The 20579-nt window shown below is 67.5% G+C and carries 19 protein-coding genes; 9 read left to right on the top strand and 10 right to left on the bottom strand.

Annotation, left to right across the window (positions count from 1 at the left end):
- The 3 genes from IRT45_RS26010 to IRT45_RS26000 all read right to left on the bottom strand — a co-directional run.
- The coding region (locus IRT45_RS26010; RefSeq protein ID WP_194808491.1) for a carbohydrate ABC transporter permease at window positions 1-462 on the bottom strand (462 nt) is incomplete at its 3' end.
- Window positions 462-1445 (bottom strand): carbohydrate ABC transporter permease, encoded by a 984-nt coding sequence (locus IRT45_RS26005; protein WP_194808503.1) that lies wholly within the window; start codon window positions 1443-1445, stop codon window positions 462-464. The genes IRT45_RS26005 and IRT45_RS26010, both read right to left, overlap by 1 nt.
- Window positions 1446-1684: 239 nt before the next feature.
- Window positions 1685-2947 (bottom strand): ABC transporter substrate-binding protein, encoded by a 1263-nt coding sequence (locus IRT45_RS26000; protein WP_375540155.1) that lies wholly within the window; start codon window positions 2945-2947, stop codon window positions 1685-1687.
- Window positions 2948-3268: 321 nt separating this feature from the next.
- Here IRT45_RS26000 and IRT45_RS25995 point away from each other — a divergent pair, with 321 nt between their 5' ends.
- A complete protein-coding gene (locus tag IRT45_RS25995; RefSeq protein ID WP_194808502.1) occupies window positions 3269-4105 on the top strand; it encodes a DUF2786 domain-containing protein in 837 nt (278 codons plus the stop codon).
- 55 nt (window positions 4106-4160) lie between these two features.
- Complete coding sequence (locus IRT45_RS25990; RefSeq protein ID WP_194808489.1) at window positions 4161-4673, top strand: TIGR04338 family metallohydrolase; 513 nt, start codon at window positions 4161-4163, stop codon at window positions 4671-4673.
- A gap of 97 nt (window positions 4674-4770) precedes the next feature.
- Here IRT45_RS25990 and IRT45_RS25985 read toward each other — a convergent pair whose 3' ends face one another.
- Window positions 4771-5568, bottom strand: coding sequence for a VOC family protein (locus tag IRT45_RS25985; RefSeq protein WP_194808488.1), 798 nt, complete (start codon window positions 5566-5568; stop codon window positions 4771-4773).
- Between the two features lie 122 nt (window positions 5569-5690).
- Window positions 5691-6662: an o-succinylbenzoate synthase gene (locus tag IRT45_RS25980; RefSeq protein WP_194808487.1), complete on the bottom strand. Its 972-nt coding sequence runs from the start codon at window positions 6660-6662 to the stop codon at window positions 5691-5693.
- 210 nt (window positions 6663-6872) lie between these two features.
- On the opposite strand from IRT45_RS25980, the gene IRT45_RS25975 reads away from it, so the two are divergent.
- Complete coding sequence (locus IRT45_RS25975; RefSeq protein WP_194808486.1) at window positions 6873-7217, top strand: hypothetical protein; 345 nt, start codon at window positions 6873-6875, stop codon at window positions 7215-7217.
- Window positions 7218-7220: 3 nt separating this feature from the next.
- Here the strand turns inward: IRT45_RS25975 and IRT45_RS25970 are convergent, their stop codons facing one another.
- On the bottom strand, window positions 7221-8390 hold the full coding sequence (locus IRT45_RS25970) for a thiolase family protein (RefSeq protein WP_194808485.1): 1170 nt from the start codon (window positions 8388-8390) through the stop codon (window positions 7221-7223).
- Window positions 8391-8499: 109 nt separating this feature from the next.
- Here IRT45_RS25970 and IRT45_RS25965 point away from each other — a divergent pair, with 109 nt between their 5' ends.
- Window positions 8500-8991, top strand: a complete 492-nt coding sequence (locus tag IRT45_RS25965; protein WP_228535088.1) for a helix-turn-helix domain-containing protein — start codon at window positions 8500-8502, stop codon at window positions 8989-8991.
- Window positions 8992-9045: 54 nt separating this feature from the next.
- On the opposite strand, the gene IRT45_RS25960 is transcribed toward IRT45_RS25965, so the two are convergent.
- Window positions 9046-10125, bottom strand: coding sequence for an ABC transporter ATP-binding protein (locus IRT45_RS25960; protein WP_194808483.1), 1080 nt, complete (start codon window positions 10123-10125; stop codon window positions 9046-9048).
- 168 nt (window positions 10126-10293) lie between these two features.
- Here IRT45_RS25960 and IRT45_RS25955 point away from each other — a divergent pair, with 168 nt between their 5' ends.
- The 3 genes from IRT45_RS25955 (at window position 10294) to IRT45_RS25945 (ending at window position 13769) form a co-directional block, all read left to right on the top strand.
- Window positions 10294-11088: an LLM class F420-dependent oxidoreductase gene (locus IRT45_RS25955; RefSeq protein ID WP_194808482.1), complete on the top strand. Its 795-nt coding sequence runs from the start codon at window positions 10294-10296 to the stop codon at window positions 11086-11088.
- Between the two features lie 108 nt (window positions 11089-11196).
- Window positions 11197-12993, top strand: coding sequence for an ABC transporter substrate-binding protein/permease (locus IRT45_RS25950; RefSeq protein ID WP_194808481.1), 1797 nt, complete (start codon window positions 11197-11199; stop codon window positions 12991-12993).
- A 44-nt stretch (window positions 12994-13037) separates the two neighbouring features.
- Window positions 13038-13769: an amino acid ABC transporter ATP-binding protein gene (locus IRT45_RS25945; RefSeq protein ID WP_194808501.1), complete on the top strand. Its 732-nt coding sequence runs from the start codon at window positions 13038-13040 to the stop codon at window positions 13767-13769.
- On the opposite strand, the gene IRT45_RS25940 is transcribed toward IRT45_RS25945, so the two are convergent.
- Together IRT45_RS25940 and IRT45_RS25935 are read right to left on the bottom strand one after the other, a co-directional pair.
- Entirely contained in the window at window positions 13766-14524 is a 759-nt protein-coding gene (locus tag IRT45_RS25940; RefSeq protein WP_104392011.1) for a glycoside hydrolase family 25 protein, read from the bottom strand. The two genes, IRT45_RS25945 and IRT45_RS25940, sit on opposite strands and share 4 nt — an antisense overlap.
- Before the next feature lie 51 nt (window positions 14525-14575).
- Window positions 14576-15910: a glycogen debranching protein gene (locus IRT45_RS25935; RefSeq protein ID WP_194808480.1), complete on the bottom strand. Its 1335-nt coding sequence runs from the start codon at window positions 15908-15910 to the stop codon at window positions 14576-14578.
- A 391-nt stretch (window positions 15911-16301) separates the two neighbouring features.
- On the opposite strand from IRT45_RS25935, the gene IRT45_RS25930 reads away from it, so the two are divergent.
- The gene (locus IRT45_RS25930) at window positions 16302-17012 is read left to right on the top strand and encodes an SDR family oxidoreductase (protein ID WP_194808479.1); all 711 of its coding nucleotides are present in this window, start codon (window positions 16302-16304) and stop codon (window positions 17010-17012) included.
- 86 nt (window positions 17013-17098) lie between these two features.
- On the opposite strand, the gene leuS is transcribed toward IRT45_RS25930, so the two are convergent.
- Entirely contained in the window at window positions 17099-19936 is a 2838-nt protein-coding gene (leuS, locus tag IRT45_RS25925) for a leucine--tRNA ligase (RefSeq protein WP_194808500.1), read from the bottom strand.
- A gap of 238 nt (window positions 19937-20174) precedes the next feature.
- On the opposite strand from leuS, the gene IRT45_RS25920 reads away from it, so the two are divergent.
- The gene (locus tag IRT45_RS25920; RefSeq protein ID WP_194808478.1) at window positions 20175-20579 is read left to right on the top strand and encodes an SdpI family protein; all 405 of its coding nucleotides are present in this window, start codon (window positions 20175-20177) and stop codon (window positions 20577-20579) included.

Genomic DNA, 20579 nt, shown 5'->3' with positions numbered 1-20579 from the left:
GAAGGAGATGTTCGGGATGATCATCGCCTGGTAGTGCCCGATCCAGCCGATATTGGTGAACAGCTGGAACAGCGGTGTCACCAGGACGACCACCGGGAACATCGAGGCGCTCAGGATCAACCCGGCGACCACCGTCTTACCGCGAAATGCCATGCGCGCCAGCGCATAGGCGGCCATCATGCCGATCAGCAGTGCGATCACGGTGGTGGCCGCGCCGATGATCACGCTGTTGGTCAGTGCCCGCCCGAAGTCGTTGCCGCGGCTGGTGTCGAATGCGTTGCGGAAGTTCTCGAAGGTCACGTGGGTCGGCCACGGGGTGTTGTCGAAGGTGTAGTCCGGATCGCGGAAGGCGGTCACCGCCATCCAGTAGAACGGGGCCAGACCCCAGATCAGCACGATCAGCGCACCGACGTACACCCGTGCGGACCGCCACGGTTTGCGGCCGGAGGTAGCAGTGGTCATCAGTGTGCCTTCCGCTGTTCTTCCTGCGTCGCCACCGCATTGGCGCCCAGTATCTTCACCAGCACGAACGCCACCGCGAAGATCATCAGGAAGGTGAGCACCGACAGCGCGGCCGCACTGTTGGAACCCTGCCGCACCTGATCGACCACCAGGATCGAGATGGTCCGGGTCGCCGGGTTGCCCTGCATCATGATGGCCGGCAGGTCGTAGAGGCGCAGCGCGTCCATGGTCCGGAACAGCACCGCGACCAGCAGCGCCGGCTTCAGCAGCGGCAGCGTGATGTGGGTGAAGCGCTGCCAGGCCGAGGCCCCGTCGACCTTGGCCGCCTCGTACACGTCGTTCGGAATCACCTGCAGTCCGGCGAGGATCAGCAGCGCCATGAACGGGGTGGTCTTCCAGACGTCGGCGATGATCACCGCGAATCGCGACCACCACGGATCGGTCTGCCACAGGATGTGCGTGTGCAGTACCCGGTTGACCACACCGTTGTACTGGAACATGAACTCCCACAACCGGGCCGTCACCGCGGTCGGGATCGCCCACGGGATCAGGACCGCGGCACGCAGCAGCGCCCGCCCGCGGAAGGTCTTGCCCATCACGGTCGCCATGCCGAGGCCGATGGTCGCCTCCAGCGTCACCGTGATCACCGTGAACAGCAGGGTGATGCCGATGGCCGCCCAGAACTGGGAACCCAGGTTGCCGGTGGGGCAGGGCTCGGTTCCGCCGCCGGGCAGCGTGCACTGCTGCAGCAGCCAATGCGTGTAGTTGCTGAACCCGGCGCTGCCGCCCTCGACGAACATGCCGGTGGCGGGGTCGAGTCCGGCGTCCTTCTGGAACGACATGATCAGCGCCCTGATCACCGGATAGCCGATGACCACTGCCAGAGCTACGAGAACGGGGGCAACGAACAGCCATGCGCGCTTCGACCGCGCCAGTTCCGCTCGGATTTCACGCCAAACTTGAACCAGCCATCGCCACAACATCTTCAAGATCCGCCGCAGCTCGCCCCCAGGAGCCTGGCGGATGCGGCGAACCTCATCCCGCGTGCCGCGCCAGAGTTTTTGCGCATGGCCGCTTCGCTTTTCCACCGCCACAGGCTGGCCCGCCTGCTCGGCTTCGGTGCGCGGCGCGAGGTCGGTCGCTCCCGAAGGATTTGACACCGTTCTTACTCCTACGGGACTGGCTAGCAGGGACTCGTCTGGGGTCAACGACGGATTGTCACTCAGGAGCCGGCGGCTTCGATGCCCTTCTGCATGCCGATGATCGCGTCATCGACTGATTTCTTACCGGTCAACGCAGCATATGCGTTGTCCTGGATGGCCTTCGACACCGCCGGGTAGAAGGGCGTGACCGGACGCGGCACGGCGCTGGCGATCGAATCCTTCAGCGCGGGCAGGTACGGGAACTTCGCGATCAGCGCCGGATCGTCGTACATCGACGACCGCACCGACGGGAACGCGCCCTCGGCGACGATCCGCTGGGCGTCCTCGCTGATCAGGAAGCGCAGGAAGTCCAGGGCGGTGGCCTTGTGCTTGGAGTAGGCGCTGATGGCGGCGTTGTAACCACCGAGCGTGGAGGCGCCGATGCCGTCCTTACCGGGCAGCGGGGAGACGCCGAAGTTGCCCTTCACGGCGGAGGAGTCGGCCTGGGCCACACCGTAGAAGTTCGGCCAGGTGCGCAGGAACAGCAGCTTGCCCGAGGCGAAGGCGTTCTGGCTCTCCGGCTCCTTGTAGGAGATGGCCTCCTTGGGGATGTCGCCGTTCTTGTAGGCGTCGGTGAGCACCTGCAGTCCGGCGCGCGACTGCGGGGAGTTCACGGTCGCGGTCTTGCCGTCCGGGCCGACGAACGATCCGCCGTAGGCGTTGATCACCTCGGCCGCGTTCACGGTCAGACCTTCGTAGGGCGCGAACTGCCCTGCGTAGCAACCGATTCCGTGATCACGTGCGATATTGCAGTCGGCCAGCAGCTCCGGCCAGGTCTTCGGCGGGTTCGGGACCAGATCCTTGCGGTAGTACAGCAGGCCGCCGTTGGTGTTGCGCGGCGCGGCGTAGAGGGTGCCCTGGTAGGTCGCGCTGGCGACGGTCGGCGAGAGCAGCGTGGAGGTGTCGAGGGCGAAGGAGTCCTTCAACGGCTGGATCCAGCCCTTGGCCGCGAATTCCGCGGTCCACGGCACGTCCAGCGCCATCACGTCGTAGTCGGACTGCTTGGCCCGCATGTGCTGGGCCAGATCGTCGTACTGCTGGGAGGCGTCGTTGGACTGCTCCTTGAACGTCACCTGCTCGTTCGGATGGGCGGCGTTCCACCGGTCGATGAGCTGCTTGACCGCACCCGTCTCGGTGGTGTCCTTACCCTCGACGTAGGTGATCGGGCCGCGGCCGCCCAGATTCTGGGCGGTCGGGTTGTTGCCGTCGCTGCTCGAACAGGCGCTCGTCAACCCCGCGGTGAGCAGCGCCACCGAGGCGGTGGCCAGTGCGGCGCGGGACACGAGGGACGAGCGTCGTGACGCGGCGCGCGCGCGAACCTTGCGCGCCTTGTTCGAGGACGCCTTGTTCAAAGCCATCGATACTCCAGGGTCGTAACGAACACAGCTGTCAGGCGTGAGCGCCCGCACACTGCGCCGGTTGCACAAGGCAAGATACATTGTTCGGCTGCTCCATGGGATTCGGCGTCCGCCCCCGCCTCCGTGGTTACGCGAGCTGCCGCCTCCGGACGGGTGCTACCGCCGGATGGGCTTCGGCGTCCGCCACGCCCGATCATGTGGCGATGTCGGTGTGTTCTCGTATCCTGGCGCTCGATGTCGACCCAGATGCCTCAGGACAAGTTGCTCACCCGGATCGGTGGGCTGTTGCGTCAGGCCGAGTCGACCGACAACGAGCACGAGGCCGAGGCCTTCATGGCGGCCGCCCAGCGCCTGGCGACCCGTTCGTCGATCGACCTTGCGGTGGCGCGCGCCCATATCGCCGGTCGCGAACGCCGCCCGACGCCGATGCAGAAGGTCGTCCCGATCGGCGAGGCCGGAAAGAAGGGGCTGCGCACGTATGTGCAGCTGTTCGTGGCGATCGCCGCGGCCAACGACGTGCGCTGCGATGTGACCCGCACGTCCACGCAGGTCTACGCCTACGGCTTCGATACCGATATCGCGACGTGCGAGGCGCTGTACACGAGTCTGCTGGTGCAGATGGTGCGCGCGTCCGACCACTACATCAAATCCGGCGCCTACCGATCGGCGACGGTGGAGAAGATCGTGGTGGAGACGCGCTGGGGTCGCAAGGTGCAGCGTCGCATTCAGGCCCCGGTCGCAGCCGTGACGGCTCGGCTGAATTTCCAGATGGCGTTCGCCGACCGGATCGGCCGCCGGCTCGCGCAGGTGAAGGCGGATGTGGAGGCCGAGGCGGTGGGCGCGGATACGACCGCCGCCGAATCCGCGGGTACCGCGCTGGCGCTGCGCAACAAGGACCTCGAGCTGACCGATTTCTACTCCCGCACCTCCGAAGCCCGCGGTACGTGGCGCGGCCCGCAGGAATCCACCGGGTACTCACCGGCCGCGCGCCGGGCGGGTGACCGCGCCGGTCGAAGCGCACGGCTGGGCTTGTCCCCGGAATTGGCCTCCGGGCGGGGGCGACTCGAAGCGCCCGGGGCATGAGCCGCAGGCGAGCGGCGCCGTGCGGTGCCTTCGTGCGGTGCTGCGGGAATGCGCTGTGACGCAGCGGGATTCGCAGCGCAGTCGGGTGTACGATGCCGAGGGTCTGGTGCGGCGGATGTTCGAACGAGCCGAGGAGTTCGGGGCTCGCACGGTCGACTTGCACGGTTCGCAGCTCACGCTGCCGATCGAGCGGAAGTTCGCCTCGGTCGAGTCGGTCCAGAGCTATGTGGACCGGGCGTTGGCCCTGAATTGGGTACGCGCGCAATGGGTTCGAGCGGATACGCCCCTCGCCGTGCGGGCCCGCGCGGGCACCGCCGCGGCGCATTACGAGACCGGCCGCGCCGTGCTGGCCGTCCCGTTGCATACCGGCGGAACCGCGTGGGCTCTGCGGGAATTGGTCATCCTGCACGAACTCGCCCACCACCTGGAGCCGCCCGGCGCCGATCTCGCCCCGCACGGCCCCGAGTTCTGCACCCGCTACCTCGAGCTGGTCGACGGCGTCATCGGCCCCGAAGCGGCCCTTCTCCTGCGCGCCACCCTGCACGATTGCGGCGCCCGCGTGGGCTGAAACTCATATTCGGCCCTTCTGCAGGCCGACGCGTCCGGCCTCGGGCGCGCATGCCGGTGCCCCGGGCCGTTTCGGACGACCCGGGGCATGTTCAGCCCTACTGCCCAGGTCCCTCCGTCCGCACCGTCGGGTCGATGAGGCCGAATATCTCGCCCTGGGGAGCCTGGACGACCGCCGAGCGGCCGAACGGGGTGTCGTCCGGCCCCATCAGTACCGTGGCGCCGAGTTCGGTTGCGCGCGAGAGTTTGTCGTCCGTCCCGGCGACCTGGAACCAGGTGAGCCAGTAGGGCGGGTTGTCGCCGGGTGCGTTGCCCGCGTCCATGACACCGCCGGCGACGTCCGTGCCGGGCGGGGAGAAGGTCGAATAGACGAAGTTCTCGCCGTCGCCGATTTCGTCGAAGGTCCAGCCGAAGACGCGGCGGTAGAACTCCTGGGCGGTGGCGTAGTCGCCGGTGTGCAGTTCGTTCCAGCAGTAGGAGCCCGGTTCGTTGTAGATACCCGCGCCGGTGTGGGCCTTGGCCTGCCAGACGCCGAAGATCCCGCCGGTGGGGTCGGAGGCCACGCACATGCGGCCCACGTCCATGACGTCGAAGGGCGCGACGAAGACGGTTCCCCCGGCCGCGCCGATGGCCTCGGCGACCGCGTCGACGTCGTCGGCGGCGAGGTAGGTGGTCCACACCGAGGGCATCGGCGCCTCGCCCATCTTGGGCCCGATTCCGGCAGCCGGTTTACCGCCCAGCATCGCCATCAGATATCCGCCGGCCTCGGGCGGGCTGTCCATGATCTCCCAGTCCAGCAAACCGGAGTAGAAGTCGCGGGCGGCCTGCGGGTCGTCGACCGAGCAGTCGACCCAGCAGGGCGTACCCTGCGGCCACGCAGAATCACGAGTGGGCATTACGGAACTCCTATCGTGTGTTCGAGCACGTGAGAACTGCCGATGGCACACGATCAGCTAATCACAGACCGGCGGGCGGGAAAACCCTCTTCCCCGCCCTGCCGAGACCAGAGATACCGCGTTCAATCCAGGAGCCGCAGCACCCGCTCCAGCCGGCTCCGCCACCACGCCGCGCGCTCCGGATCGGGGTGGCGGAAGCGTTCCAGCAGAGCGGGATCCGGGGCCGGCGGGGTGCGCGGAACGCTCAGATATCCGTCGGCCGGGCGTAGCGAATCCGTGACCACATCGCCGGCGAACAGGTTGACGGTGCCCAGGCCGCAGGCGTGGTCGAGTTCCGGAAGCGCACCGGCCAGCGCTAGCTGCGCAGACAGTCCGACGCTCGTCTCCAGTGCCGAGGAGATCACGCACGGCAGCCCCGCCGCCTGCGCCACCCGCAGCGCCCGCCGCACCCCGCCGAGCGGCGTGCATTTCAGCACGGCGATATCGGCCGCTCCCGCCACCGCGACCCGCAGCGGATCTTCGGCGCGCCGGATGGACTCGTCCGCGGCGATGGGAATGTCGACCCGCCGCCGGACCTCCGCCAGCTCCTCGATCGTCCGGCACGGCTGCTCGGCGTATTCCAAACCCTGTGCGGCACGGTCGATCTGCCGCAGGTTCGCAACCGCCGTATCGACGTCCCAGACCGCGTTGGCATCGACCCGGACGGCGCCGTCGCGGCCCAGCGCATCGCGGACGGCGGCCACCCGCTCGATGTCCTCGGCGAGCGATTCGGGATGATCGGCGATCTTGACTTTCGCGGTGCGGCAACCGGATTCGGCGACGATGGCGTACGCGCGCTCGGGTCCGACAGCGGGGACGGTGCAATTCACCGGTATGCGATCCCGGACCGGTTCCGGCCACCCGTCCTCGATCTGCTCCACGGTGGTGGCCAGCCAGTTCGCGGCCTCCCGATCGTCGTACTCGACGAACGGACAGAACTCACCCCACCCGCGCGGGCCTTCGAGCAGCATCCCTTCGCGGACGGTGATGCCGCGGAAGCGAGTCCGCAGCGGAATCGCGTACACCAGCGCCGACGCCGGATCCAGATCGCTCACCCGAGCCAGCCTAACCACCACGGCTCGGGTGTCCGCGCACTGCGGCTGCGACCCGTCGGCGCCCGCTCCGCTTCTCTCGACGCCGCGTCGAGCACGGCTGCCGCAACGCTCCCCGCCACATTCCGGCGCCGTCGCCCGTCCAGGTCAGCGCCGTGAAATGGCGACGGTTGTGCTTGCGAGGGCGACCGCAGCACGCTTCCATGAGTGGCTATGGAGTTCTGGCCGGAACGCCCGCCGCTGCGACGCGGCGATGTCGTGCTCAGCGCCGTGGTCTATCTGGCCGGTTGTGCTGTGGCGTGGATGATCTGGCGTTACGGCCTGCCGTACCGGGATATGGCGCAGCAGCGCACTCGCCCGGGGCCCAGTCACCTGCCGCTGGCCTACGCCGCGGTTTTCCTGGCCCTGGTGGGTGCGCTGCTGCTGGCCGGGCGGTGGACCCTGCGGGCATTGCGGGAACGCCGCCCGGCCTGGCGTTACGCGTTGCTCACCCTTCCGCTGCTCGCCGAGGCGTGGCTCCTCGGTTTCGCGGTGGCGCTGGTCGTGGTGTCGGTCTGACGGTCACAGCCGCTCGTAGATGGTCGCGTTCGCCAAACCGCCCGCCTCGCACATGGTGTGCAGTCCGAAGCGGGCGCCGCGTTCGTGCAGCGCGTGGACCAGCGTGGTCGCCAGCCGCGCACCGGAGGCGCCGAGCGGATGCCCCAGCGCGATCGCGCCGCCGTTGACGTTCACCCGGGACAGATCGGCACCGGTGTCGGCGGCCCAGGCCAGGACCACCGAGGCGAAGGCCTCGTTGACCTCGAACAGATCGATATCGGCCAGCGACAGTCCGGAGCGCTGCAACACCTTTCGCGTCGCCGGGATCACCGCGGTGAGCATCAGCAGCGGATCGTCGCCCGCGACCGCGAAACTGTGCAGCCGGGCCAGTGGCCGCAGGCCCAGTTGCGCGGCCTTCTCACTGGTCGTGATCAGCACCGCGGCGCTACCGTCGTTGATCTGGCTCGCATTGGCGGCGGTCACGTTCCAGCCGATCTCGGGGAACCGCGCGGCATAGGCCTCGCTGTAGTAGGCGGGCCGCAGCCCGGCCAGGGCTTCCAGGGTGCTGCCGACCCGGATGCCCTCGTCGGTGCTCAACCCGGCCAGCGGCGCGAGCTGTGACTCGAAGGATCCGTTCTTCGTCGCGGCGGCGGCCTTCTCGTGACTGGCCAGGGAGAACTCGTCCATGGCGGTGCGTGAGATCCCCCAGCGCGCCGCGATCAGTTCCGCGCTGATCCCCTGCGGTACCAGCTCGTCCGGATACCGCTCGGCGAATGCCACCCCGTTGATATCGGTGGCACCGGCCACGCTCGACCCCATCGGCACCCGGCTCATCGACTCCAGCCCGCCGGCGACGACGATGTCGTAGGCCCCGGCCAGCACACCCTGAGCGGCGAAGTGGATGGCCTGCTGGCTGCTGCCGCACTGCCGGTCGACCGTGGTGGCGGGAACGGATTCCGGATAGCCGGCCGCGAGCGCGGCGTGGCGGGTGATGTTGACCGACTGCTCGCCGATCTGGGTGACCACACCGCCGATGACATCGTCGATCAGCACCGGATCGATCCCGCTGCGCCGCACGACCTCGCGCAGGCTGTGCGCGAACAGGTCGACCGGATGCTGGTCGTGCAGCGCTCCGGTGGCTTTGCCCTTGCCGATCGGGGTGCGTACGGCCTCGACGATCACTGCGTCTCTCATGGCGATTCCTCCGGTATCGCGCCGTTGCGACAATCTGACTTAGTCGCCCTAAAGCCAGGTTAGGAGCTGACATTAGTTATGACAAGTCAGACTTGGTATGATCGTCGTCATGCCCGTGAAACTGGAAGGACCCCTGCGTGACCTGAATTCGTGGAAGCCGGATGGCTGTTCCATCGTGAAGGCCCTCGACATCGTCGGCGCGCGCTCGGCGATGCTGATTCTGCGCGAATCCATCTACGGGACGACCCGCTTCGACGGTTTCGCGGCGCGGGTGGGTATCACCGACGCCGCCGCGGCCGCCGCGCTGCGCAAACTCACCGATGCCGGGCTGCTGCGCAAACAGCCGTATCGCGAAGAGGGTAAGCGCACCCGCAACGAGTACGTGCTCACCGATATGGGCCGGGATCTGCTGCCGGCGATCTTCGCGCTGTGGCAGTGGGGGGACAAATATCTGCAGGGCGGGGTGCCGCCACTGGAGCGGATCGAGGACACCACCGGCGAACCGGTGCGGGTGGAATTGCGCGGCGCCGGAGGTGACGAACTCGGACTGGAGGACATCCGGATCCGGGTGAACAAGGATTGGCGCCGGCCGCGCGGCTGAACGCGAGCTGCCCCCGAATGCCGAAAAGCATTCGGGGGCAGCCGGTTTCGATGACTAGGTCAGTCGCCGACCGTCGGCCGGGTCGAAGAAGTAGGTGTGCTCCGCATCGGTGGTGAGTGTCAGCTTGTCGCCCTTCTGCGGCGGATTGCGCCAGTCGGCGCGGGCGACGATGGTCTGATCTCCGCCGGCCTCGCCCAGGGTGCGGCCGTAGATGTAGGCGTCGGAGCCCAGCTCCTCGACCACGTCGATCTCCATGGCGATACCGTCGGAACCGCCGGCCAGATCGAAGTGCTCCGGCCGGATACCGACCACCACGGACGCGCCCGCGGCATCGGCCACCGCGCGCGGCAGCGCGATCGAATGTCCGCCGAGGGTGACCGAACCGTCCGACACCGGCAGCGTGAACAGGTTCATCGCCGGTGAACCCATGAAGCCCGCGACGAACAGGTTCGCCGGATCCCGATACAGGTCCCGCGGTGAGGCGCACTGCTGCAGCAGTCCGTCCTTGAGCACCGCCACCCGGTCGCCCATGGTCATCGCCTCGACCTGGTCGTGGGTGACGTAGACAGTGGTCGTGCCGAGCCGACGCTGCAACTGGGCGATCTGCGTGCGGGTCTGCACGCGCAGTTTCGCGTCCAGATTCGACAGCGGTTCGTCCATCAGGAACACCTGCGGCTGCCGCACGATCGCACGGCCCATCGCGACACGCTGGCGCTGACCGCCGGACAGCGCCTTGGGTTTGCGGTCCAGGAAGTCCTGCAGGTCGAGCAGTTTCGCCGCCTCCAGCACGCGCTGGTTCCGCTCGGCCTTACCGACCTTGGCCATCTTCAGTGCGAAACCCATGTTCTCCGCGACCGTCATATGCGGGTAGAGCGCGTAGTTCTGGAACACCATCGCGATATCGCGCTGTTTGGGTTCGGCGTCGGTGACGTCCCGGTCGCCGATCAGGATGCGGCCCTCGTCGACCTCCTCGAGTCCGGCCAGCATGCGCAGCGAGGTGGACTTGCCGCATCCGGACGGTCCGACCAGTACCAGGAATTCGCCGTCGGCGATCTCGAGATCCAACTTGTCGACGGCGGGTTTGGTACCACCCGGGTAGAGCCGGGTGGCGTGGTCGAAGGTGACCGTGGCCATGGTGAATCAATCCCTTCACCGGCAGGAACGTGCCGGACGATCCGAGTAGAGGGGTCGGTGCGCGCCCCACAGTAACCCAGCGCCCCGCACGGGGTGCAGCGGGCGAGTAGCCTCGTCAAGGGCCGCTGACCGGCCGCGAGAGCAGCTCACGAGACGAAGGAGCATCGGATGACTCGACCGGTTCGCATCGGAGTTCAGCTACAGCCGCAACATGCTCCCGATTACGGGTTGATACGGGATGCGGTGCGCCGGGCCGAGGATGCGGGCGTCGACATCGTGTTCAACTGGGATCACTTCTATCCGCTCACCGGCGATTCCGACGGCGCGCATTTCGAATGCTGGACCATGCTCGGTGCGATCGCCGAGCAGACCGAACGAGTCGAACTCGGCGCACTGGTGACCGGCGGCGGATATCGCAACCCCGATCTGCTCGCCGATATGGCCCGCACAGTCGACCACATTTCCGGCGGCCGGCTGATCCTCGGCATCGGCGCCGGCTGGTTCCAGAAGGACTACGACCAATACGGCTACGAATTCGGCACGCCCGGAACACGTCTGGCATTGCTGAAGGAATACCTCGCGCGCATCGACGCCCGGCTGCCGAAACTGAATCCGCAACCGACGCGCCACATTCCGATTCTGATCGGCGGTGGCGGTGAACGAAAGACGTTGCGACTGGTGGCCGAATACGCCGACATCTGGCACAGCTTCGCCGATATCGAAGCGCTGGAACGCAAATCGAAGATCCTGGCCGAACACTGCGCCGAGGTCGGCACCGACGCGAACCGGATCGAGCGGTCGGTGTCCTGGCCCGGTGCCGAACAGGCCGAGCGGCTGGTGGGCGCCGGGGCGACGCTGTTCACCGTGGGCGCCGGCGGACCCGACTACGACCTGAGCGTGGTCGAGCAGGCCGTCGCATGGCGGGACAACTTCAATCCGGAGTCGGTGGCCGGTATCGCCTGATCGAATCACCGGGATTCGATTTCCGGCGGGCGATGTGGCAGGGGCGGCGGCCCGTGGACCCGCGTCGCCGCCCTCGGCGCGCCGCCGGCCCCGCTAGGGTTCTCGGCTATGGCCCGTTTGCCCGTCTCGCGCCCGCGTGCGCTGATCGCGCTGATGGCGGCGATGATGCTGCTGTTCGCCGTAGCCTGCAGTTCCGACGGCGGCAGTTCGTCGCAGGCCTCGAACCTGTGCGCGCCGCCCGGGCCCGCGGCCGCCTCACCGGCGCCGACGAAACTGGCGAGCGGTGCGACGGCCGGCACCGATCGCTACACCACCGCGACCACCGCGCCGCTGAATTCGATCGATATCACCAAGCTCGGCTTGTCCCAGCCCGGTGTGCTCAGCGTGGGCACGCTGTCGGACGCGCCGCCGAGTATCTGCGTCGACCCGTCGGGAACCTTCACCGGATTCGACAACGAACTGCTGAAGGCGATCGGTGCGAAACTCGGATTGCGGGTGCAGTTCTCCGGTACCGAATTCGCCTCGCTGCTCTCCCTGGTCGCCACCGGCCGGTTCGACGTGGGGTCGTCGAGCATCACCACCACCGATGCCCGGCGGCAGCAGGTCGGTTTCACCAACGGTTACGACTTCGGCTACTTCTCCCTCGTGGTGCCCAACGGCAGTGCGATTCAAGGGTTCTCGGATCTGAAACCGGGCGTGCGGATCGGCGTGGTGCAGGGCACCGTGCAGGACGAATACGTCAGCGGCACGCTGCATCTGGACGCGGTGAAATTCCCCGACTACAACACCGCCTACGCGAATCTGAAGACCGGGCAGATCGATGCCTGGGTCGCGCCCTCCCAGCAGGCCACCGGTGCGATCAAACCGGGTGATCCCACCTCGATCGTGCAGAACACCTTCAGCCTGGACAATTTCACCGCCTGGGCGGTCCGCAAGAACAATCAGCCGCTGATCGACGCCCTCAATTCCGGCCTCGACGCGGTGATCGCGGACGGGACCTACGCCAAGCTCTACTCCGACTGGGTGCCGCGCCCGCTGCCACTGGGCTGGAAACCGGGCTCCAAATCCGCGCCGATGCCGCAACTTCCGGACTTCGAGAAGATCGCGGCCGAACATCAGCCCAGCGCTCAGCAGAACGCACCGAAATCGACGCTGACGCAATTGAAGGAAACGTTCTTCGATTGGTCGTTGTACCGCAAGGCATTCCCCGATCTGTTCAAGACGGGTCTGCCGAATACGCTGATTCTGGCGCTGGTTTCGGGGGTACTGGGCACGCTGATCGGCATTCTACTGGCGGTGGCCGGTATTTCGCGTACCCGCTGGTTGCGGTGGCCCGCGCGGGTCTACACCGACATCTTCCGCGGTTTGCCGGCCGTGGTGATCATCCTGTTGATCGGCCTGGGTATCGGACCGATAGTCAAGGGGATCACCGGGAACAATCCGTACTGGCTGGGCGCGGTCGCGCTGGCGTTGCTGGCCTCGGCCTATATCGGCGAGATCTTCCGTTCGGGTATCCAGTCGGTGGAGCCGGGACAGTTGGAGGCCGCGCGCGCGATCGGATTCGGCTATCGGCAGTCCATGACGCTGGTGGTGATTCCACAGGGTGTGCGGCGGGTGCTGCCGGCGCTGATGAACCAGTTCATCGCGCTGATCAAGGATTCCTCGCTGATCTACTTCCTCGGCCTGCTCGCCTCCCAGCGGGAACTGTTCGCCGTCGGCCGCGATCTGAATTCCCAGACCGGAAATCTGTCGCCGCTGGTCGCGGCGGGGCTGGTCTATCTGCTGCTCACCATCCCGCTCACCCACCTGGTGAACTACATCGACCGCCGATTGCGCACCGGCCGCGCCGAAGCCGCCGCCGACGAAATCGACCAGGCAGTCATCACGGAAGGACGCGGAGCGTGAGCGACCAGAATGCGAAAGGCGTGAGTGACCGCAATGCGAAAGGCGTGAGCGCCAGTTCCTCGCTGACCGGGGTGGATCTGCATCTGACTCTCGGCAACAACCAGGTGCTGCGCGGCGTCGACATCCACGTCGAGGCCGGTCACACCACCACGGTCATCGGCCCGTCCGGTTCGGGAAAGTCCACCCTGCTGCGGGTGTTGAACCGCCTGCACGAACCCGATTCCGGCGATGTGCTGATCGACGGGGTGTCGGTGCTGGGTGAGAATCCGGATCGGCTGCGGCAGCGCATCGGGATGGTCTTTCAGCATTTCAATTTGTTCCCGCACAAGACGGTGGCGGAGAACGTGGCCCTGGGACCGCGGAAATTGCGCGGCCTGAGCAAGGAAGCGGCGCGGGCACTGGCGCTGGAGCAACTCGAGGCGGTCGGATTGGCGGCGCGCGCCGACACCCGCCCCGCGAATCTGTCCGGTGGTCAGCAGCAGCGCGTCGCCATCGCCCGCGCGCTGGCGATGAAGCCGGAATTGATGCTGTTCGACGAGGCGACCTCGGCCCTGGACCCGGAGTTGGTCAAGGGTGTGCTCTCGCTGATGGCGGATCTGGCGTCCGGCGGTATGACGATGATCGTGGTGACCCACGAAATGGGTTTCGCCCGTTCGGTTTCCGACAGTGTGGTGTTCATGGACCAGGGCAGGGTGGTGGAGTCGGGGGCTCCGGACCGTCTCTTCGACGATCCGGAAACCCCACGGCTGCAACAGTTTCTGTCCCAGATCCTCTAACTGCCCGAACTGCTGCCGCTGAACGGCATATTGGCGAACTGCGCGAAACTGCCCTGCGCCCCGCTGTAGACGTTGAGGTCGGTATTGCCCGCGATACCGGGCACACTGCCGGAATCGGTGGTCTGCCAGAAGGTCCACGCCGGCCAGCCGCCGGGCACTTCGGGCTGGGCGTTACCGCGGTAATCGGCGATCCACAGCGGATATTGGTGGAACTGATCGGAATCGGCCATCGCCGTCTGCCAGAACCGCGGGTAGGTGTAGATGATCGGCACGCGGCCGGTCAATGCCTGCACCGTGGTCAGATAGCGATGGGTCCAGTCGATCAGCTCCGCCGGGGGCAATCCGCCGGAATTCTCCATATCGAGCACCGGTGGCAGGTCCAGCGGGCCGTTCTGGCCGAGGACGACCGCGGCGTAGAGGGCGGCCTGCGGTTCCGGCGGCAGATCCGGATGGGCGTAGTGATAGGTGCCGCGCGCCACCCCGGCCGCGCGCATGAGCAGGCTGTCGGGGACGAAATAGGGATTGACGTAGTTCAGCCCCTCGGTGGCCTTCACCATGGCGAAGTTGTGCCCGGAGGCGCGGACCGCGAACCAATCGATCAGACGGCCGTCGATGTGTTGCCACGACGACACATCCGGCCCGGTGGGTCCGGCGGAGGCGATACCGGTTGCCGAGAATATGCCGGCAACGGCGAGCAGCGGCAAGGCTGCGGTGAAGCGACGGACTTTCGGACGAGCCACGGTGCGTCGATACATGGCTACGAGAGTAAGCAGCCGAGGCACTTGTGACCAGTGTTTACGCGTGACTCATCCGAGCCAGTCGAGAACCGCGGCCGCCGTCCACGACTGCTGCATGCTCCCCAGCGGGTCGCCGGTGAACGGGTCGTAGTACTCCGCGAAGCTGCCGTCGCCCGCCTGCCGCAAACCTTCCGCACGCAGCATGAAGGACCGTTCGGCCCAGCCACGGCGGGCGAAGACCCAGGAGAACAGCCAGCTCATCACCGGCCAGACCGGTCCGCGCCAGTATTCGCGCCGACGGAAATCCTTCGACACCGGCGAGGTCGAGGGCGGCAGCGCGTAGCGCAGATCCGGGTGCCCGCAGAAGCGCGGACCCTCGAACAGGCGCAGCAGGCTGCGTTCGGTGGTGCGCGGCAGTCCCCCGCACAGCAGCGGTGCGAACATGGCCAGTGTCTCGGTGCCGATCCACTCGTCGGCGCGCAGGTCGAAGTCGCGTGCGGCCCCGGAGCGCGGGTCGGCGGTGGCGATCACGCCGGCGCGGAAATAGTCGGCCCATTCGTAGAGCTCGCGCACGTCGGCGTGCGGCATGCGGTGGTCCTCCCCGATTCCGGCCAGGACCTCACAGGCCAGCGCGAACACGGCGGTGACGAAGACATCCTCCACAGCGAAGCCCATCGTCGAGGCGAGTTGGAAATCGTCGTATCCACAACGACGCATTTGTTCCACAAGCCACAGGTAGCGGTCGTATTCGCGATCGGAGGGACGCTGCGCCGGGTCGACCACGTCGATATCGGCCCGCCGATACGGCGGCAGGTCGCCGACCACCACATTGGCGTAGGCGCGATCCCACCGCGGCGAATTGTCCATTCCGGATTCCCAGCCGTGATACAGGGTGATCCGGCCGTGCTGTTTGGGGTCGCGGGCATGAGCCAGCCAGCGATGCCAGCGCATCAGATCGACCCAGCGCCGATCCAGGAATTCCGCGGCGACCGCCCGGGTGGTGCGGCCGTGGCGGCGGGAGTGGTCGAGGATGCGCTGGACCGCGATCGCGTGCACCGGCGGCTGGGTGATGCCCGACGTGTCGGGACCGGCGGGAGCGTTCGTGGCCAGCCGGCGGCATTCCCACCGGCTCGGTCCCGGGAAATAGCCGTCCACCCCGTTGGCGAACACGATGTGCGGGATCATCCCATTGCGCCACTGCGCCGACAGCAGGGTGTCGAGTTCGACCACGGCCCGCTCCACACTCAGCGGCGCCAGGCCGACCGCGACGAAGGCGGCGTCCCAGCTCCACATATGGGGATAGAGCTTCGGGGCCGCGCTGGTCATGGTCCCCAGATCGTTGCCGCGGAGCAGATAGGAGGCCCGGGCAGCCAGTTGGGTGGGGGTGAAGCCAGGACCGTTCATTTCCCTATTCTGCGACGTCACCTTCAGATATGCGCGCCGCCCCGGAGTCGCGTGCCGCACACCGGCCGCTGCTGGGGCATGGTCCGGCCCGGTCACCTGTTCGGCAGTGTCCACCCTCATCGCCTCGTTCTTCGTCATGCGCGGAGTTCGTCCCCCGCCCGCCGCTGTGAGCCGGTTGCTCGAATCCGGATTACACCCATCGGCCGGGGCTCGCCACCGATGGGCGACAGATGTCCGCTCGCGGCGGTGTGATTGTCCGGGACGTCCCTCCCGGGTGCGTAGCGCCGAGGGGGTGCTGTCCGTAGCGCCGACAGGGTGCTGTCCGTAGCGCCGAGACGGTGCTGTGCGTAGCGCCGCGACAGCCGGGACGGGCGGGGTTTACGGTGAGCACATGGCCGCGACTTCGGAATCAACTGCCGCACAGGATGTGCCGACCGCCTTGATCACCGGCGCCAGCCGGGGCCTGGGGGCCGCGATCGCGCGGGAGCTGGCGGGAACGCACCGGCTGCTGCTGGGCGCGCGCTCGGCGGAATCGCTGGCGGCCATCCGGACGGAACTTCCCGATGCCGAACCGTGGCCGGTCGATCTGACCGATTACGCCGCACTGCCCGCGGTGACCGCGTCGATCGACCGCCTGGACGTACTGGTACACAACGCGGGTGTCGCCGAACTGGGATCGATCGCCGAATCGTCGGTCGAGCAGTGGCGAAACACCTTGGAAGCCAATCTGATTGCCGTCGCCGAGCTGACCCGGTTGCTACTGCCCGCGCTGCGTGCGGCGAACGGCCATGTGGTGCTGATCAATTCGGGCGCCGGCCTGCGCGCCAACCCGGCCTGGGGCGTATACGCCGCGAGCAAATTCGGTCTGCGCGCCTTCGGTGACGCGCTTCGGCTGGAGGAACCGAGCCTGCGCGTCACCTCCGTCCACCCGGGGCGCATCGACACCGAGATGCAGCGCGCGATCGTCGCCTCCGAGGAGCGGGATTACAACCCGGACGAGTTCTTGACCGCGGCGACCGTCGCCCGTGCCGTCCGCAACGCCGTCGAGACGCCCCGCGACGCACACCCGACCGAGATCGTGCTGCGTCCGATCGCCCGCTGAATGGGCGCTGGAGGCCGGCTGGATCGGTGCCGTCGACCGGGCTGGATCGGCTCCGTGGACCGGGGCTGATCCAGCACGGGAACGGGTTACGCGACGACGTTCACCAGCTTGCCGGGCACGACGATGACCTTGCGCGGGGTCTTGCCGGCCAGGAATTCCCGTAGCTTCTCGTCGGCGAGCGCCGCCGTCTCCACCGTCTTCGCATCGGCATCCGCCGGTACGCTGACCCGGCTGCGGACCTTGCCGTTGACCTGGATCGGGTATTCGACCGAATCCTCCACCAGCAGTGCGGGATCCGCGATCGGGAAGGGACCGTGCGCCAGCGCCGTGCCGTGACCCAGGCGTTCCCACAGTTCCTCGGCGATATGCGGGGCCATCGGCGCCAGCATCAGCACCAGCGGTTCCACCACCGTGCGCGGCGCGCCCTGCGGATACTGCTTGGTCAGATGGTTGGTCAGCTCGATCAGCTTCGCACCGGCGGTGTTGTCGCGCAGGGCGGCGTAGTCGGCGTCGACACCGTCGATCGTCTTGTGCAGCAGGCGCAGTGTGGCATCGGCCGGCTCGGCGTCGGTGACGAGTGCGGCCCCGGACTCCTCGTCGACCACCAGGCGCCACACCCGCTGCAGGAAGCGGTGCGCGCCCACGACGTCCTTGGTCGCCCAGGGACGTGAGGTGTCCAGCGGGCCCATCGACATCTCGTACAGCCGGAAGGTGTCCGCGCCGTACAGATCGCACATCTCGTCGGGGGAGATGGCGTTCTTCAGCGATTTGCCGATCTTGCCGTACTCCTGGAAGACCTCGATCTCCACACCGGAGGTGTTCGTCCAGAAGAACTTGCCGTCCCGTTCGATCACCTCGGCGGCCGGAATGTAGGTTCCGCGCTCGTCGGTGTAGGCGAAGGCCTGGATGTAGCCCTGGTTGAACAGCCGCCGGTACGGTTCCGGACCCGACACCTCGCCCAGGTCGAACAGCACTTTCTGCCAGAACCGCGCGTACAGCAGATGCAGCACCGCGTGTTCCACGCCGCCGACGTACAGATCGACGCCGCCGGGATCGTTCGCGCCGTGTTCGGCCGGGCGCGGGCCCAGCCAGTAGCGCTCGTTCTCCGGCGCGCAGAACGCCTCGGAGTTGGTCGGGTCGGTGTAGCGCAGCTGGTACCAGGAGCTACCGGCCCACTGCGGCATCACGTTGGTGTCGCGGCGGTAGGTCTTCGGCCCGTCGCCCAGATCCAGTTCGACGGTCACCCAATCGGTGGCCTTGGCCAGCGGCGGCGACGGTTCGGAATCGGCGTCGTCGGGATCGAAGGTGACCGGCGCGAAATCGCGCACCTCCGGAAGTTCCACCGGCAGCATCGATTCCGGCAGCGGATGGGCCGCACCCTGCTCGTCGTAGACGATCGGGAACGGCTCACCCCAGTAGCGCTGGCGGGCGAACAGCCAGTCGCGCAGCTTGTACTGGATGGTGCCCTTGCCGTGGCCGTCGCGCTCCAGGCGCTCGACGACGGTGGCCTTGGCGGTCTCGACGTCCAGCCCGTTCAGGTAGTCGGAGTTCACCAGCAGGCCGTCGCCCGAATACGCCGACTCCGAGATGTCGCCTCCGGCGATGACTTCCACGATCGGCAGACCGAAGGCCCGCGCGAACTCCCAGTCGCGGTGGTCGTGGCCGGGCACCGCCATGATCGCGCCGGTGCCGTAGCCCGACAGCACATAGTCGGCGATGAAGATCGGCAGCTGCGCCCCGTTGACCGGGTTGGTGGCGTACGCGCCCAGGAAGACGCCGGTCTTCTCCTTGTTCTCCTGCCGCTCCAGATCGGACTTGGCGGCGATCGACTTGCGGTAGGCCGCAACGGCTTCGGCCGGAGAGGCGGCGTCGAACGTCCACCGGGGGTCGACGTCGGCGGGCCACTGCGCGACGGCCAGCCGGTCCACCAGCTCGTGTTCCGGGGCCAGCACCACATAGCTCGCCCCGAACAGGGTGTCGGGCCGGGTGGTGAAGACCTCGATGTTCTCGCCGTTCGCGCCGAAGGAGACCTCGGCACCACGCGAGCGCCCGATCCAGTTGCGCTGCATGGCCTTCACGTTGTCCGGCCAGTCCAGCAGGTCCAGATCGTCGACCAGGCGGTCGGAGTAGGCGGTGATGCGCATCATCCACTGCCGCAGGCGTTTCCGGAACACCGGGAAGTTGCCGCGCTCACTGCGACCGTCGGCGGTGACTTCTTCGTTGGCCAGCACCGTACCCAGTCCCGGACACCAGTTGACCATCGAATCCGATTGGTAGACCAGGCGATACGAGTCCAGGATCTCGCCCTGTTCGGCGGGGGACAACTCGGCCCACGCGCGACCGTCCGGGGTGGGTCGCTCGCCGGCGGCGAAGGCGGCCACCAGATCCGCGATCGGGCGGGCCTTGTTCGCCGAGGTGTCGTACCAGGCGTTGTAGATGCGCAGGAAGATCCACTGCGTCCACTTGTAGAACTCGGGGTCGGTGGTGGCGAACGAGCGGCGCCGGTCGTGACCCAGGCCCAGCCGGTCCAGCTGGCGCTGCATGGTGGCGATATTGGATTCGGTGGTCACCCGCGGGTGCGCACCGGTCTGCACCGCGTACTGCTCGGCGGGCAGGCCGAAGGCGTCGTAACCCAGCGCGTGCAGCACGTTGCGACCGTGCATGCGGTGGTAGCGCGCGAACACGTCGGTGGCGATATAGCCCAGCGGATGGCCGACGTGCAGGCCCGCACCCGACGGATACGGGAACATGTCCTGGATGAACAGCTTGTCGGCCGGGGTCTCCCCGGCCAGCGGGCCGACCGGATTCGGCGCGTGGAAGGTGCCGCGCTCGGCCCACACCCGCTGCCACTTGCTCTCCAGGTCGCCGGCCAGTTCGGCGTTGTAGCGGTGCGCGGGCACATCGGTTCCGGGAAGCGTGGGCAGGCTGCTTTCGGGCCCGTCGCCCCGGCCGGTCGATGCGCCGGCTGTATCGGTTGCACGAGTGTCCTGCACGGTCCTGCCTTACTTGTCGCCGAGTTCCCCTGGTGAACGTCTGTGGACAACGTCGTCACTCAGGGTAGAGCGTGCGCACGTCAGCACCCAAAAAGGGGTGAGCGGGGCGTTCGTGGCGGCGGCGAGCCCCGCGGGCGCCACGTTTCGATACCGGAGTACCGTATTCCGGGTGTTCGTGGTCGCGCTCCTCCTGTTTCTGCTTGCGGCCGTGGCCGTTGTCACGGGCGTGCTCGGGCTGACCGGCACCCTGCCACCCAATCGGTTCTTCGGTGTCCACACCGAGGAAGCCCTCCGCACCGAAGAGGCGTATCGCCTGGCCAACCGCGTCGCCGGGCCGACCTCGGTCGGTGCGGGTCTGCTGCTCGCCGCGGCCGGTGCGATCGCGCTGGTCGCGACCGTATGGGTGGGCTTGGCCGCCGCCGCGGTGGCGCTGGTCGTGGCGCTGTTCACCCTGGGCGCCGGCGTGAACGCGGCGAACGAGGCCATCGCGGGCCTCGCCCCGGCCGAGGTCGGCGGCTGCGGCAGTTCCTGTGGCGCGTGCTCACTGCGCGACGCCTGCCAGCCCGCCAAGTGA

The sequence above is a fragment of the Nocardia sp. BSTN01 genome (genome assembly GCF_015354405.1).
GTDB lineage: Bacteria > Actinomycetota > Actinomycetes > Mycobacteriales > Mycobacteriaceae > Nocardia.
The sequence above is the reverse complement of the archived record's forward strand: the minus strand, read 5'-3'. Positions and strand labels throughout refer to the sequence as shown.

Bases quoted from the DNA above. Each gene is read 5' to 3' on its own strand.
- IRT45_RS26005 (WP_194808503.1), bottom strand. From the start codon at position 1,445: ATGTTGTGGCGATGGCTGGTTCAAGTTTGGCGTGAAATCCGAGCGGAA.
- IRT45_RS25995 (WP_194808502.1), top strand. From the start codon at position 3,269: ATGCCTCAGGACAAGTTGCTCACCCGGATCGGTGGGCTGTTGCGTCAG.
- IRT45_RS25985 (WP_194808488.1), bottom strand. From the start codon at position 5,568: ATGCCCACTCGTGATTCTGCGTGGCCGCAGGGTACGCCCTGCTGGGTC.
- IRT45_RS25975 (WP_194808486.1), top strand. From the start codon at position 6,873: ATGGAGTTCTGGCCGGAACGCCCGCCGCTGCGACGCGGCGATGTCGTG.
- IRT45_RS25970 (WP_194808485.1), bottom strand. From the start codon at position 8,390: ATGAGAGACGCAGTGATCGTCGAGGCCGTACGCACCCCGATCGGCAAG.
- IRT45_RS25965 (WP_228535088.1), top strand. From the start codon at position 8,500: ATGCCCGTGAAACTGGAAGGACCCCTGCGTGACCTGAATTCGTGGAAG.
- IRT45_RS25960 (WP_194808483.1), bottom strand. From the start codon at position 10,125: ATGGCCACGGTCACCTTCGACCACGCCACCCGGCTCTACCCGGGTGGT.
- IRT45_RS25955 (WP_194808482.1), top strand. From the start codon at position 10,294: ATGACTCGACCGGTTCGCATCGGAGTTCAGCTACAGCCGCAACATGCT.
- IRT45_RS25950 (WP_194808481.1), top strand. From the start codon at position 11,197: ATGGCCCGTTTGCCCGTCTCGCGCCCGCGTGCGCTGATCGCGCTGATG.
- IRT45_RS25940 (WP_104392011.1), bottom strand. From the start codon at position 14,524: ATGTATCGACGCACCGTGGCTCGTCCGAAAGTCCGTCGCTTCACCGCA.
- IRT45_RS25935 (WP_194808480.1), bottom strand. From the start codon at position 15,910: ATGAACGGTCCTGGCTTCACCCCCACCCAACTGGCTGCCCGGGCCTCC.
- IRT45_RS25930 (WP_194808479.1), top strand. From the start codon at position 16,302: ATGGCCGCGACTTCGGAATCAACTGCCGCACAGGATGTGCCGACCGCC.